This is a genomic window from Enterococcus sp. AZ088, from assembly GCF_051714845.1.
Taxonomy (GTDB): Bacteria; Bacillota; Bacilli; order Lactobacillales; family Enterococcaceae; genus Enterococcus; species Enterococcus faecalis.
In genome coordinates this window covers 2,225,218-2,238,931 of record NZ_JBIOSQ010000001.1, presented here as the reverse complement: position 1 = coordinate 2,238,931, position 13,714 = coordinate 2,225,218, and the positions used below count along the sequence as shown (strand labels likewise).

Below are 13,714 nucleotides of genomic sequence, written 5' to 3'. Positions count from 1 at the left end.
AGGGGCAATTTACAATGAACATTCAAGAAACAGTATTAAACATTTTAGAAGATATTACAGGAACAGACGAAGTTGTGAACAATCAAGACATTCAATTATTTGAAGAAGGATTATTGGACTCTTTAGCAACGGTTCAATTATTAGTAGAAATTGAAGGACAATTAGGAATCCAAGTTCCTGTATCAGACTTTGACCGTGAAGTATGGGGAACACCAAAACAAATCATTCAACAAGTGGAAGCTTTACAATAATGTCTAGAAAAAAACGACTAATCAGAATCTTAGGTCCAGTGCTTTGTTCAGCGGTCTTGGTTGCAGTGTTCTTTTTTGCACCGTTCAGAATCAATTTAACTTCCGAAAAAACGTTGAAGGAAGCATCAACGTCAATGGCACCGAACGTTTTAAAAGGCAATGTGATTAAAAACAAAGCAGTGGCTTCTGGTAAATATGTTCCTTTTTTTGGCTCTTCTGAATTAAGTCGATTTAGTGCTTTCCACCCTAGTGTGCTCTCTGAAAAGTATCAACGGAACTACCGACCGTTTTTACTAGGAGAAGCGGGCACACAGTCATTAACCCAAGCAATGGTCATTCATTCGATGGGCGATGCGATTGCCAATAAGAAAGCGGTCTTTATTTTATCTCCGCAATGGTTTGTCAAAAAGGGTGTACCTAATGATAGTTTTGGTGCACACTATTCACAATTACAAACCTATCAATGGTTAGCTAATTTAACCGAATTAACCAGCGGTGACCAATATCTAGCACAACGTTTGACCAAATTTCCAGTTGTTCAAAAAGACAAAGTCTTAATGGAAACTTTGGCAAATCTGCAGGCAGGGCAACTTCCCCAACGCTCTCAACGAGATTATTTTATAATGAATCTCCGTTTCTTGAATCGTGAAGATGAATTGTTTAGCCAAATTGGCATGGTTAGCAGAGAACCAATTGTTGAAAAAGATATGAAACAATTACCTTCTACGTATAATTTTAATGAATTAGATCAGCTAGCTGGAAAAATTGCGGCAAAAGCCATTAATAATAATAAATTTGAAATTAGTAACGGTTTTTATCGCCAACGGATTAAACCAGTTTTACCGAAATTAGCTCATTCACAAAAGAAATGGGATTACCGTTTTTCTCCAGAATATGGTGATTTCCAAGCTGCGTTAGAACAGTTAGCAGAAAAAAATGTCGATGTTTTATTTGTAATCCCACCTGTTAACAAACGTTGGTCGGACTATACGGGCTTGTCACAAGATATGCTGCAACAAGTAGCACGCAAGCTGAAATATCAACTTCAAGAGCAAGGGTTTACTAACATTGCTGACTTCTCAACATGTAGTAATGAACGCTACTTTATGGCGGACACGATTCATTTAGGTTGGCGTGGTTGGCTCGCTGTTGATCGTCAAGTAGATGAATTTATGAAACAACCTGCGTCTAAAAAGTTAGCGTATCAAATTGATGATCGTTTTTATCAGACAGATTGGCAACAACAAAATCCATTGGTCTTACCTCAATTTTAAGAAGGCAAGATGGATCAAGTACCAATTATCTGAAGCGGACTAGAAACGCTTCGTAACAATGAAAATAGCCTGTACCTGCCGTTGAATAACGAGCGTGCAGGCTGTTTTTTCGTTTACTTTTAGTGGAGAACGTTGCTCAATTTATTTTTTGTAAGTATTTTTTTAGTTCGTGGTATAATGGATAAAATTGGTTTTTGAGGGGAGTTATTTTTATGGATGCAAAAGAAGAAAAAATGTTAATTGATTTAACAAGTGCTAAAGGGATTGCTGGGAATGAAGACGAAGTACGTTCGTTATTTAAAAAGTATGCAGCACCGTATGCGGATAAATTTTTATATGATGGCCTTGGCAGTATTATTGCAAAAAATGTTGGTGATAAAGAAGGACCAAAAGTCTACATTTCTGGGCATATGGATGAAGTCGGTTTCATGGTTACCCAAATCACAGAAAAAGGCTTTTTAAAATTTCAAACCGTTGGCGGTTGGTGGGGGCAAGTGATGTTGGCCCAACAAGTTCAGATTAAAACCACGACTGGTAAGGTTTACCATGGTGTCATTGGGTCTAAACCACCGCATGTGTTAACAGCGGAAGTTCGTAACAAACCCTATGAGATTGCAGATATGTTTATTGATATTGGTGCAAGTAGCGATCAACAAGTTGCAGAATGGGGGATTCATCCAGGGGATATGGTGACACCATATATTGACTATCGTCGCATGAATGATACAAAATTTTTATTGGCAAAAGCGTGGGATAACCGAATTGGTACGGCCGTTTCATTAAAAGTTTTAGAAAATTTAGCGACAGAAGGGCACCCCAATATTTTATTTGCAGGCAGTGATGTGCAAGAAGAAGTCGGGCTACGCGGTGCGCAAACAAGTACGCATCTTGTGAATCCAGACATAGCGTTTGCTTTAGACACAGGAACAGCTGGTGACACACCAGGAATGACACCTAAAGAAGCCGACTCTGTTTTAGGTGAAGGGCCACAAATTTTGATTTATGATGCATCAATGATTCCGCATAAAAAATTACGTGATTTTGTTATTCAAGTGGCGGAAGAAAATAACATTCCCTTCCAATATACAGTAATTACAGGGGGAGGTACGGATGCTGGTCGCATGCATTTAACGCGCAACGGGATTCCATCATTAGCCATCACGGTGCCTGTTAGATATCTGCATTCACATACCTCAGTTATTCATGAAGATGATTATTTCAACACAGTCAAATTAGTCACAGAAGTGGTGAAACGTCTAGATAAAGAAACAGTCGCTAAATTGACTAGTTATTAGTTTCAGAAAGGATGGAATGAATGAAAAGTTTAGTAACAAATTCGCAACATCGTGCCAATGCTCGCAGAGCCCTTGATGGGCAATGGGGGATCATGGCTTGGTTAACTTTCTTAGGAGTGGTTTTACAGAGCTTCTTAACATCGATTGTGCAAAATTTATTTTCTGGTGAAAATCAAGTTTTTCAAAGTAGTTTTGCCGCAGTATTACTGCAAATTTTTGTTTTATTCGCGTTAAGTTATGCGCTATATTACGCAGCCTTGAAGGTGTTGCGTGGTGAAAAGGTGCGGGTCAATATTTTAATGAGTGTTTTTCAAGGAAAATATTATGGTCCGCTATTTGTGGTCAACCTACTTCAAAAAGTACTTGAACGTGTAATTGGTTTGTTATTTTTGTTACCAATTTTATTTGGGGCAGGGACAACCTTGTATTTCAAATTGATGTTTAATACAGTTACACCAGAGGAAATCCAAGCCTTTTTCTTAAATGATTTTTCCTTTTTCCTAGTATTTGGCGTTGCCACTATCTTGATCTTTTTAATTGGTTTATTTGTGAGTGGCGTTTTTCAATTTGCTGTGTGGCTACGTTTTGATAATCCAGAACTGCCAATTATGATGGCATTGAAACAGGCGTTATATTTAATGAAAAATCGTTTTTGGCAATATTTATGTTTACAATTTTCTTTTATTGGTTGGTATATTGTGGGCTTTTTAGCTATTGGTATCGGTCTACTATGGGTGATTCCTTATAACTATGTAGCGTTAGCTAGTTTTTATCAAACTGCCTTAGAAGAAAAAGGTTTAGCCGAAGAATAAAATAGAAGCTTGAATCCTTTGTTATCTCGACAAAGGGTTCAGGTTTTTTCTTTGGTCTTTTTGTGAAAATTTAAGCGTTTTAACCTCGTTTTTCCGTTATTTTATGGTAACATGGAAGTATCGTATTGAAGGAGGTTGTCCACACATGAAATTGACTGTCTTAGGCTGTTTAGGTGCTTATCCATACAAAGGAGAAGGAACGAGTTCCTATTTGTTAGAATCTGAAGGCTTTCATTTGCTTATTGATGCAGGCAGTACGACATTAGTGCGTTTAGAAAACTATCTAGATCCATTGAAATTAGATGCTGTCATTCTGTCGCATTACCATCATGACCATATCGCAGATTTAGGTGTTTTACAATATTATCGTCAGCTTTATCCAACGCTGGAACCGACGCCTATTTTGCCAATATATGGCCATACACAAGATCAAATGCATTTCAAAGAACTAACGCTTCCTAACGTTTCCGAAGGGAAAGAGTATTTTGAAGCAGAAGAGTTGGCAGTAGGACCATTTTTAATTACTTTCATGGAAACGATTCATCCTGTCACTTGTTACGCGATGCGGATTGTTGAAAAAGCGACTGGCAAAGTCTTTGTCTTTACAGGAGACTCTGGTTACTTAGCAAGTTTTGAAGACTTTGCAAAAGACGCCGATTTATTCTTAGCGGATACGTACTTATTTGAAGGTAATGAACGACATCATGCACATTTTACGTCAAGAGAAGCGGGTGAAATTGCCAAAGCAGCACAAGTCAAACAATTGATGTTGACCCATTTACCACAGCATGGGTCATTGGAACAACTACGGGAAGAAGCGCAAAACTATGCTGGAACGGAAATTCCAGTGACATTAGCCCAACCAGATTTAACAGTTGAGATTTAAAAAAGTAACTATACCAAGGGAGAGAACCGATTGTGATTTTTGTACCGAATGAAAATAATGACCCACGAGTGAACTTAGCAATTGAAACATATTTGTTAACAGAAATGCCTTTAGATGAGCCCATTCTTTTATTTTACATTAACGAGCCGTCAATCATTATTGGCCGTAACCAAAATACAATTGAAGAAATTAACAAAGAATATGTAGATGAGCACGGCATTCATGTTGTTCGTCGCTTAAGTGGCGGCGGCGCCGTTTATCATGATCATGGTAATTTGAATTTTAGTTTTATTATGCCAGATGACGGCAACTCTTTCCGTGATTTTGCGAAAGTTACCCAACCAATTATTCAAGCATTGCACGACTTAGGCGTTGAAGGTGCCGAATTAAAAGGGCGCAATGACCTAGTGATTAATGATATGAAGTTTTCAGGAAATGCGATGTACGCTACCAACGGCCGCATGTTTGCACATGGAACCTTAATGTTTGATAGTGATATTGATGAAGTTGTAAATACATTGAAAGTACGGAAAGATAAAATCGAATCTAAAGGTATCAAGTCTGTTCGTTCACGGGTAACAAACATTAAACCATTTTTATCTGAAGATAAACAAGAGATGACAACGGAAGAATTCCGCCAAGAAATTCTTTTGAAAATTTTCGGCGTAGATTCGATCGACCAAGTTAAAACGTATGAATTAACTGATCAAGACTGGGCGGCTATTAACAAAATTTCAGAGCAATACTATCGCAATTGGGATTGGAATTATGGAAAATCACCTGCATTTAACTTAGAACGTCGTCATCGTTTCCCAATTGGTTCAATTGAAATGAAAATGAATGTGGCGGATGGTGCCATTCAAGAAATTAAAATCTTTGGGGACTTCTTTGGGCTTGGTGAAATTAAAGATGTTGAAGATATTTTAACCGGCGTGAAATATGATAAAGCTTCTTTAGAAGAAGCCATTGATCAAATTGACGTTAAAAAATACTTTGGCAATATCGAAAAAGAAGATTTGCTTGGGTTAATTTATTAAAAAAAAAAGACAGCCGTTTCAAACGGTTGTCTTTTTTCTAGCTAAAAATAATTTTTAGCTTTTAGAAAGGTAGTGCTATGTGCAAAATCGTCGAAACGATTTTTATCAGGGAGCTATCAAATAGCTCGCCTGCATATGTACTTGAACCAAGTCAAGTTCGGGAATTTGGTTATGTGCTTCACTATAAATCACTATCTGTAAAGAGTATACAAGATTTCCTTTCTTTTGTGATATCAAATTTTTACAGACAAAGTAGTAAAATTTGACGTTTCTTATTTTGGCAAGGTTATAGGCTTGTTTTGGGGCTTGAAATAGCAAGAATTAATAGTGATTTAAGGGAAAATATTAACATATGTAGAAGTATTTTTATAAGAAATAACGAGAAAAAATCAATAGGTATGTTCTTGAGGGCTACTTTTTGACGTTTTCTGAATAAAACTTAATAAAAAATAGCAGAAACAAAGAAAAAATGTGCTTACAAGAAGTAATCCGCACTTAGCTAGGAAGTTAAGAATGTGCATGTTATTTTCAAACAAATACTAAGAATCCTATTTCAATCCTTTACAGAGGAACAAGGACTTCGTATAATAAAGGGACGAAAAGGAGCGAAAGTGATGAGAAACGAAATGATGCATCGACCAGTCGTTAAACCAGAATTGGTTGAGTATATGCGTACAAAACAAAAGAAACTTCCCGGAGAATTAGGTGCAGTGGAGGCGGAAGCCAATGAAGCAGGGGTGCCGATTATTCCGCACGAAACAGTAGTTTTTCTACAATTTTTGCTAGGACAACTAAAGCCTAAAAATATTTTAGAAATCGGGGCAGCAATTGGTTTTTCTTCAAGCTTGATGGCCCAATTTGTTGGTGAAGATGGTCACGTGACCACGATTGATCGTTTTGACGTAATGATAAAAAAAGCGAAGAAAACCTACCAACGCCTAGACTTAGAAGAAAAGGTCACTCTTTTAGAAGGACAAGCAGCTGAGATTCTACCAACGTTGGAAGGACCTTATGACTTTATTTTTATGGATAGTGCCAAATCAAAATACATTGAATTTTTACCTGAATGTTTACGGTTGCTACCAGTTGGCGGCGTTTTGATGGTGGATGATGTATTTCAAGCTGGGACAATTTTAGACCCTGCTGAGGAAGTACCGAAAAAAAATCGAGCGATTCATCGTAAATTAAACCAATTTTTAGATGTAGTCATGGCGCACCCTGATTTAACTTCTACTTTAGTTCCTCTTGGTGATGGAGTTATTTTAATTACCAAAGAGAAAGAAACGATTATTTTAGATAGTTAAAGAATGTCTTCACAAAAAGAAAGCGAATCATTAAAAAGCAAGTTCTTTTAATGATTCGCTTTCTTTTTTATGTTATTTAAAAAGTTATCTCGCTATTTCTAATTGAGAATGATAATCATAAAATTCTCAATAGGACAGTATTATTCGTTAATAAAACCTTGTTTGTTTATAATTATTCTATTGACGGAATAATTATAAACTGTTATCCTTAAAGAGTAAAAAAACAGAGGAGGAACGACAATGAATTTAATTAATCAAAAACTTTTTGACTTTGAATGTGATGCCTATCACGATGGTGAATTTACACGAGTATCAACAGAAGATATTTTAGGAAAATGGAGTATTTTCTTCTTTTATCCAGCTGATTTTTCTTTCGTGTGTCCTACGGAATTAGGGGATATGCAAGAGCATTATGCGCATTTACAGGAATTAAATTGTGAGGTTTACTCTGTTTCAGAAGATAGTCATTATGTGCATAAAGCATGGGCTGACGCTACAGAAACGATTGGAAAAATTAAATATCCAATGTTAGCCGATCCCAACGGTCAACTTGCTCGTTTCTTTGGCGTTTTAGATGAAGCTTCTGGAATGGCTTACCGTGCTTCATTTATTGTGAGTCCAGAAGGGGACATCAAATCTTATGAAATCAACGACATGGGTATTGGTCGTAATGCTGAAGAACTTGTTCGTAAATTAGAAGCTTCTCAATTTGTAGCAGAACATGGTGATAAAGTTTGTCCAGCCAATTGGCAACCAGGAGAAGAAACAATTGCACCAAGCTTAGATTTAGTTGGTAAAATTTAAATTCGCTTTGTAAATAGAGGTCAAAGAGTTGGATAAAACAGAGAAAATGTTTTGTTCAGCTCTTTTTCTGAAACACAGAAGAAAGAGGAGAAGCAAGTGACAGAAGAAATCTACGATTTGATTATTATTGGTGGCGGATCAGCTGCTTTATCTGCAGGTATCTATGCAGGTCGCGCAATGATGGATACCTTAATTATTGAAAAAGACAAAATTGGCGGACAGGTAACGACGACTTCTGAAATTGTGAACTATCCAGCGATTCGTCACACAACAGGTCCAGAACTAATGGAAGAAATGCGCATTCAAGCACAAGACTTCGGTGTAGCTTTTACAAAAGACGAGATTATTGATGTTGATTTTAGTCAAACGATAAAAACTGTTCAATCAGCGAGTCAAACCTATCAAGCATATGCAGTATTGATTGCGACAGGGGCTTCTGCTCGTAAAATTGGTTTCCCTGGGGAAAGTGAATTTACAGGACGCGGCGTGGCCTATTGTTCTACTTGTGATGGGGAGTTTTTCCAAGGTCTGGATATTTTTGTGATTGGTGGCGGTTATGCAGCAGCGGAAGAGGCCGTTTATTTGACACGTTACGGTAAATCAGTAACGATGATTATCCGAGAACCCGATTTTACATGTGCAAAATTAACTGCGGAGGCGGCTAAAAATCACCCGAAAATTAAGATTGTTTATAACACAGAAGTGAAAGAAATTACGGGAGATGATTTTGTCCGAAAAGCTGTGTTTGTCAATAACCAGACGGGAGAAGAAACGGTTTATGAAGCACCAAAAGACAGTACATTTGGTCTGTTTGTTTTTGCTGGAAATAAACCAAGTACAGAAATTTTTGAAGGAAAAATTGCCTTAGACCGTGGGTATGTGCCAACAACTGAGAATATGGAAACCAATATCCCTGGCGTTTATGCAGCAGGAGATTTACGAATAAAAGAATTACGTCAAATTGTGACGGCGGTTGCAGACGGTGCAATTGCCGCCACTCATGCGCAACGTTACGTGACAGAACAAAAAACACAGGCGGGCCAACCGATTGTAACGAAGCGAATGACTGAACGATTAGCTAATCAATCTGCCCCTGAAACAAACAGTCAGCAATCAAAAGAAAAACAGCCAGCGAAAGTTACTGGTAAGCATCAGTGGTTCCCAGAAAGTATGCGCCAACAATTAAGCGGTATTTTCACTAAACTAACCAAAAAAGTGACATTGCTTCAGTTTTTGGATGTAAGTGATGAAAAATCATTGGAACTTCAATCATTCTTAACAGAATTTGCAAGTCTGGATCAGAAGATTACTTTAGAAACGATTTTGAAAGATACTGAGCCAGCCAAAGAATTGCTGTATGGGATTGAAAAAATGCCTAGCGTTGTGCTCTTAGATGCGGCAGGAAACTATACAGGAATTAAATTTAGTGGTATTCCTAGTGGCCATGAAGTAAACTCGTTGGTTTTGGCGGTTTATAATGTCGGTAGCGAGGGGCAGCCGTTAGAAGCAAGTCTCCAAAAGAACATACTTGCATTGCCAAAAAGAAAAATAGAAATTTTTGTTTCACTAACATGTCATTTCTGTCCCGATGTCGTGGCCGCTTGCCAACATATTGCATCAATTAATCCTCATGTGGAAGCAGAAATGGTGGACATTAGTCTGTTTCCAGAGTTGAAAAAAGAAAAGAAAATTATGAGCGTTCCAGCAATGCTAATTGATGGCGAACAAATGATTTTTGGTTCAAAAACAATGACCGAAATTATTGAAGCCTTGGCTTAAAAGAGGCGGGAAAAGTAATTAGCCTAAAGAACCTAAGTCATTCAAAAAAGTGAGAAATACGTCGAGATGACGTATTTCTCACTTTTTTCGCATAGTTAGTCAAGTATCTCTTTTGATTAGGCGATTGAGTTTCCTAAAAAGAATTAAAAAGACACAGCAGCAAATGAACAATAGGCTTCCTGTTAGTGGTAAAAAGATACCTTGCATGTAGCTATCGATATGCATTAAACCAGGTACCTCGCTGAAAAAATCATGGATAAACTGTTGAATGAGCTTATTGGCTAGAAAAGCAGCTAAAGGCAAAATAAAAATCAAATAATAGATGGGTTGTAAGGCATAGCTAATTAAAATTTGTAATTTTGTCGTACCTAAAAGAGCTAAGATCAGTAAGTCGTTTTTTTGCTCTAAAAAAGTTAGGAAGAAAGTTCGGCAAATATAACTAATCAGGAAGAAAAAGAGTGTTCCAGCGCTGATTCCAGCCAAACCTCTGAAAATTGTCAAGGGAGGAATCACTGCATAATTATCAAGAAGAATCATTTGTGAAAGCCATCGAGAAAACAACAAAGTCAATAATAGAGCAGAAAAAGTCAGAAAACTAATAATAAAGATAAGAATCAACGTACTAAATTGGTTTTTTGAGCGCCACGTATTTTTGAGAGAGTCTGTGAATAAGTAAAGAATCGAATACATCATCGCGTCCTTTCTGAAAAATTTTTGTTTTAGCGGAAAAGTTATGTAAAAGAAAAGACGTTATCTCCTGCCAACTAGCCACTGAAAGAGATAACGCCTTCGCTGGAAACAAGAACTGGATTATTTCACCAATACTAATTTTTTTAAAGGTTCAACCCCAAATCGTTGTTCTTGCTGTAAAAGAATTTCGGCACAAGCTCGGCTATCTTCTAAAGCATCATGATGATTATTTAAAGTGATATTGAGGTTTTCACAAACGGTATTTAATTTATGATTAGGAAATTCAGGAAACAGTTTGCGACTCGTTTTGACTGTACATAAAGAAAGGTAATTAGGTTGTTCTAAGCCATAGTAATCTAAACAGCCAGCCAAAACACTACAATCGAAACTTGCATTGTGAGCGACCACTAACCGATTTGGTTGAAAACAATGCTGAATTTGTTGCCATACTTCAGGGAATTTGGGCGCATTGACAACATCTGATTCATGAATGCCGTGAATTTGCGTATTTCGCCAGAAAAAAGGTGTTTCTGGTTTGATTAACGTGTAAAATTCATCCACAATCCGACTATTTTCTACTTTAACAATTGCAATGGAACAGGCACTATGTTTATCATAACTAGCTGTTTCAAAGTCAAAAGCGTAAAAGTTCATTAAAAAAAACTCCTTTCAACGCGTTGAGTAACACTTAAAAATCAAGTACAACTTCCACTGGACAATGATCACTACCAAGAATATCTGTATGGATTTTAGCACTGACTAAACGTTCATTCAAGGATTCTGACACAACGAAATAGTCAATCCGCCAACCTGCGTTATTTTTTCGTGCGTTAAAGCGATAACTCCACCATGAGTAGATGCCTTCAGCTTCTGGATAAAAATAACGGAATGTATCAGTGAAGCCACTGTCTAATAACTCAGTAAATTTTTGCCGTTCTTCAGGCGTGAATCCCGCATTTTTTTGATTGGTTTTCCAATTTTTTAAATCAATCTTTTGATGAGCTACGTTTAAATCACCGCAAAGAATTACGGGTTTTTCTTGATTTAATTCGTTTAAATAGGCACGAAAAGCATCTTCCCATGTCATTCGATAAGCTAAACGCTTTAGTTCAGCTTGTGAGTTTGGTGTGTAGCAAGTGACCATGAAAAATTCTGGATATTCTAAAGTAATCACGCGGCCTTCTTGATCGTGAGCCTCGATACCTAAGCCATAGCGAACACTTAACGCTTCTTCTTTAGCGAAAATTGCTGTGCCAGAATAGCCTTTTTTTTCGGCATAATTCCAATACTGATGATAGCCAGGAAGTTCTAAATCAATTTGCCCAGCTTGTAATTTTGTTTCTTGTAAACAGAAAAAATCTGCATCTAATTCATTAAAAACATCCATAAAATTCTTTTTAACAACCGCTCGTAAGCCGTTGACATTCCAAGAAATACATTTCATTGTTGAAACTCCTTTCAAATAAGAAACGCTTTTGCTCGTTTCAGTGCAAACCAGAACCAAAGAAAAGGTCGCTTGGTGCTTTCTTCTATTCTAATACTTTTTAAAGAAGTTTTAAATACTTGAAAAGAAAAAGAGAAAATGACTGATTTTTGGAAAGAAGTAGTCTATGATAAAATAGTAAAAAGAGCAGAAATGAGGACAAACGAATGAAAATTGGAGTCATTGGTTTAGGAAACATTGCACAAAAAGCGTATTTGCCAACTTATAGTGAATGCCGCCACTTGGCAGAGTTTGTATTAGCAACTAGAAACCCAGAAACACGACAAAAAATCGCTGATCAGTATGGCTTTACAGAAACCGTTGGGACCATAGAAGAATTGATTGAAGCAAAGATTGATGCTTGTTTTGTCCATGTAGCCACAAAAGTGCATGGCGCAGTTGTTCGCCAATTATTACAGGCTGGTATTCACGTCTTTGTGGACAAACCTTTAAGTGAAGAGCTTGCTGAAGTCAAAGAATTACAAGCATTAGCAGCAGCAAAAAATCTGCGCCTGATGGTTGGCTTCAATCGTCGTTTTGCCCCTTATACGGAAGTATTGAAAAATATTCCTGAAAAACAAACAATTTTTATTAAAAAGAACCGCATCAATACAACGAGAGAAACAAGTTTTATGATGTATGATTTATTTTTACATGTCGTTGATACCGCCGTTTATTTAGCGGAAGGACCGCTCCACGTGGTGCAATCAAAATTAGTGGAAGAAAACGGTCATTTAAAACGAGCAATTTTACAATTAGAAACCGAACAGACAACGATTGTTTGTTCCATGGATTTACACTCTGGGGCCAATACAGAAACTTTTGAAGTCACCAGCCCCACAGGTACTTATCGCTTGGAAAATTTAACGCATTTGACCATCCAAACAGAAGAAGAATACCAAGTAAAAGAGATGGGGGATTGGACGCCGACATTGGAAAAAAGAGGTTTTTACCAAATGGTTACTGCTTTCATTCAGGCCATTCAAAAACCGCAAGAGCAAGAGTTAAAGCAAGAAAAAGTCTATGAAAGTCATGCGTTATGTGAAGAAATGCTACGCCAACAACAACGGCATGTTCTTTAAAGAGGACTAGCAACTTTCTTTCTATCATGCTAGAATAAGACAGATATTTTGAAAAGAAAGGACTAACTTTCGTGAACACTAAAGCTATGTTAGAAACATTAAACGAAATTACTTTATTAGTAGATGAACCATTAAAAAACGTAACCTTTACCAAAACAGGCGGCCCAGCTGATGTGTTGGCCTTACCCAAAACAAAAAAAGAAGTCGAAGAGATTGTGGCGTATTGCCGAGAACAAGGACTTTCATGGTTAGTATTAGGCAATGCTAGCAACTTGATTGTTCGTGATGGCGGTATTCGCGATGTCGTGATTATGCTAACAGAAATGAAAGAAATCAAAGTAGCCGGTACCACCATGATTGTGGATGCTGGTGCCAAGCTGATTGATACAACCTACGAAGCCTTAGCAGCTGATTTAACTGGTTTTGAATTTGCATGTGGCATTCCAGGAAGTGTCGGTGGTGCTGTTTATATGAATGCTGGAGCATACGGCGGGGAAATTAAAGATGTTTTCCAGTCTGCAGAAGTGCTGTTGGCAGATGGAACTATCCAAACAATGACGAAAGAAGACCTGAATTTCCGTTATCGTCATAGTGAAATTCAAGAATTACATTGTATTGTCTTGCAAGCAACGTTTGCTTTAGAAAAAGGAAACCATGCAGAAATTAAAGCCCAAATGGATGAATTAACGGAACTTCGTGAACTGAAGCAACCGCTAGAGTATCCCTCTTGTGGCAGTGTCTTTAAACGCCCTGTTGGTCATTTTACAGGAAAATTAATCCAAGACGCTGGCTTACAAGGCTTAAAATGGGGCGGTGCTCAAATTTCCGAAAAGCATGCGGGATTTATTGTTAACATCGATCATGCAACCGCAACAGATTATGTGGAATTAATTGCACATATCCAAGAAGTGATTAAAGAAAAATTTGATGTTGAATTGCAAACGGAAGTTCGAATTATTGGTGAAGAAGTCTAAAAAATAAGCTAGGGAGGCAAGTCATTTTGACTTGCCTCCCTAG

Annotated in this window: 14 protein-coding genes; 11 read left to right on the top strand and 3 right to left on the bottom strand. The window is 37.4% G+C overall.

What is annotated here, in order from left to right; translation table 11 throughout:
* Positions 1-14: 14 nt before the first annotated feature.
* The 9 genes from dltC (at position 15) to IGL17_RS10715 (ending at position 9,442) form a co-directional block, all read left to right on the top strand.
* On the top strand, positions 15-251 hold the full coding sequence (gene dltC / locus IGL17_RS10755) for a D-alanine--poly(phosphoribitol) ligase subunit DltC (RefSeq protein ID WP_002356389.1): 237 nt from the start codon (positions 15-17) through the stop codon (positions 249-251).
* The gene (gene dltD, locus IGL17_RS10750) at positions 251-1,525 is read left to right on the top strand and encodes a D-alanyl-lipoteichoic acid biosynthesis protein DltD (protein WP_010707183.1); all 1,275 of its coding nucleotides are present in this window, start codon (positions 251-253) and stop codon (positions 1,523-1,525) included. The genes dltC and dltD overlap by 1 nt, the downstream gene beginning before the upstream one ends.
* 212 nt (positions 1,526-1,737) lie before the next feature.
* Positions 1,738-2,820, top strand: a complete 1,083-nt coding sequence (locus tag IGL17_RS10745) for a M42 family metallopeptidase (RefSeq protein ID WP_002367214.1) — start codon at positions 1,738-1,740, stop codon at positions 2,818-2,820.
* A gap of 20 nt (positions 2,821-2,840) precedes the next feature.
* Positions 2,841-3,632, top strand: coding sequence for a DUF975 family protein (locus IGL17_RS10740; RefSeq protein WP_002399317.1), 792 nt, complete (start codon positions 2,841-2,843; stop codon positions 3,630-3,632).
* A 145-nt stretch (positions 3,633-3,777) separates the two neighbouring features.
* A complete protein-coding gene (locus IGL17_RS10735) occupies positions 3,778-4,518 on the top strand; it encodes an MBL fold metallo-hydrolase (RefSeq protein ID WP_002356393.1) in 741 nt (246 codons plus the stop codon).
* Between the two features lie 32 nt (positions 4,519-4,550).
* A complete protein-coding gene (locus IGL17_RS10730) occupies positions 4,551-5,555 on the top strand; it encodes a lipoate--protein ligase (protein WP_002356394.1) in 1,005 nt (334 codons plus the stop codon).
* Positions 5,556-6,169: 614 nt separating this feature from the next.
* Positions 6,170-6,859 carry an O-methyltransferase gene (locus tag IGL17_RS10725; RefSeq protein WP_002381418.1) on the top strand — a complete coding sequence of 230 codons (690 nt, stop codon included), beginning with the start codon at positions 6,170-6,172 and terminating at the stop codon, positions 6,857-6,859.
* A 240-nt stretch (positions 6,860-7,099) separates the two neighbouring features.
* Positions 7,100-7,663, top strand: a complete 564-nt coding sequence (gene ahpC / locus IGL17_RS10720) for an alkyl hydroperoxide reductase subunit C (RefSeq protein WP_002367212.1) — start codon at positions 7,100-7,102, stop codon at positions 7,661-7,663.
* A gap of 96 nt (positions 7,664-7,759) precedes the next feature.
* Positions 7,760-9,442 (top strand): FAD-dependent oxidoreductase, encoded by a 1,683-nt coding sequence (locus IGL17_RS10715; RefSeq protein ID WP_033624302.1) that lies wholly within the window; start codon positions 7,760-7,762, stop codon positions 9,440-9,442.
* Between the two features lie 99 nt (positions 9,443-9,541).
* Here IGL17_RS10715 and IGL17_RS10710 read toward each other — a convergent pair whose 3' ends face one another.
* The 3 genes from IGL17_RS10710 to IGL17_RS10700 form a co-directional block, all read right to left on the bottom strand.
* Complete coding sequence (locus IGL17_RS10710) at positions 9,542-10,132, bottom strand: hypothetical protein (RefSeq protein WP_002414076.1); 591 nt, start codon at positions 10,130-10,132, stop codon at positions 9,542-9,544.
* Positions 10,133-10,252: 120 nt separating this feature from the next.
* Positions 10,253-10,786 (bottom strand): 3'-5' exonuclease, encoded by a 534-nt coding sequence (locus tag IGL17_RS10705; RefSeq protein WP_002356400.1) that lies wholly within the window; start codon positions 10,784-10,786, stop codon positions 10,253-10,255.
* Positions 10,787-10,820: 34 nt separating this feature from the next.
* Positions 10,821-11,576, bottom strand: coding sequence for an exodeoxyribonuclease III (locus tag IGL17_RS10700; protein WP_002367205.1), 756 nt, complete (start codon positions 11,574-11,576; stop codon positions 10,821-10,823).
* 206 nt (positions 11,577-11,782) lie between these two features.
* Between IGL17_RS10700 and IGL17_RS10695 the strand changes: the two genes are divergently transcribed.
* Both IGL17_RS10695 and murB read left to right on the top strand, forming a co-directional pair.
* Positions 11,783-12,697 (top strand): Gfo/Idh/MocA family protein, encoded by a 915-nt coding sequence (locus IGL17_RS10695; protein ID WP_002359452.1) that lies wholly within the window; start codon positions 11,783-11,785, stop codon positions 12,695-12,697.
* Between the two features lie 86 nt (positions 12,698-12,783).
* Entirely contained in the window at positions 12,784-13,671 is an 888-nt protein-coding gene (gene murB / locus IGL17_RS10690; RefSeq protein WP_002387193.1) for a UDP-N-acetylmuramate dehydrogenase, read from the top strand.
* Positions 13,672-13,714 lie beyond the last annotated feature (43 nt).

Excerpts from the sequence above, each read along its gene's own strand:
- IGL17_RS10710 (WP_002414076.1), bottom strand. The coding sequence starts at position 10,132 with ATGTATTCGATTCTTTACTTATTCACAGACTCTCTCAAAAATACGTGG.
- IGL17_RS10740 (WP_002399317.1), top strand. The coding sequence starts at position 2,841 with ATGAAAAGTTTAGTAACAAATTCGCAACATCGTGCCAATGCTCGCAGA.
- dltD (WP_010707183.1), top strand. The coding sequence starts at position 251 with ATGTCTAGAAAAAAACGACTAATCAGAATCTTAGGTCCAGTGCTTTGT.
- IGL17_RS10695 (WP_002359452.1), top strand. The coding sequence starts at position 11,783 with ATGAAAATTGGAGTCATTGGTTTAGGAAACATTGCACAAAAAGCGTAT.
- IGL17_RS10745 (WP_002367214.1), top strand. The coding sequence starts at position 1,738 with ATGGATGCAAAAGAAGAAAAAATGTTAATTGATTTAACAAGTGCTAAA.
- ahpC (WP_002367212.1), top strand. The coding sequence starts at position 7,100 with ATGAATTTAATTAATCAAAAACTTTTTGACTTTGAATGTGATGCCTAT.
- dltC (WP_002356389.1), top strand. The coding sequence starts at position 15 with ATGAACATTCAAGAAACAGTATTAAACATTTTAGAAGATATTACAGGA.
- IGL17_RS10705 (WP_002356400.1), bottom strand. The coding sequence starts at position 10,786 with ATGAACTTTTACGCTTTTGACTTTGAAACAGCTAGTTATGATAAACAT.
- IGL17_RS10725 (WP_002381418.1), top strand. The coding sequence starts at position 6,170 with ATGAGAAACGAAATGATGCATCGACCAGTCGTTAAACCAGAATTGGTT.
- murB (WP_002387193.1), top strand. The coding sequence starts at position 12,784 with ATGTTAGAAACATTAAACGAAATTACTTTATTAGTAGATGAACCATTA.
- IGL17_RS10700 (WP_002367205.1), bottom strand. The coding sequence starts at position 11,576 with ATGAAATGTATTTCTTGGAATGTCAACGGCTTACGAGCGGTTGTTAAA.
- IGL17_RS10735 (WP_002356393.1), top strand. The coding sequence starts at position 3,778 with ATGAAATTGACTGTCTTAGGCTGTTTAGGTGCTTATCCATACAAAGGA.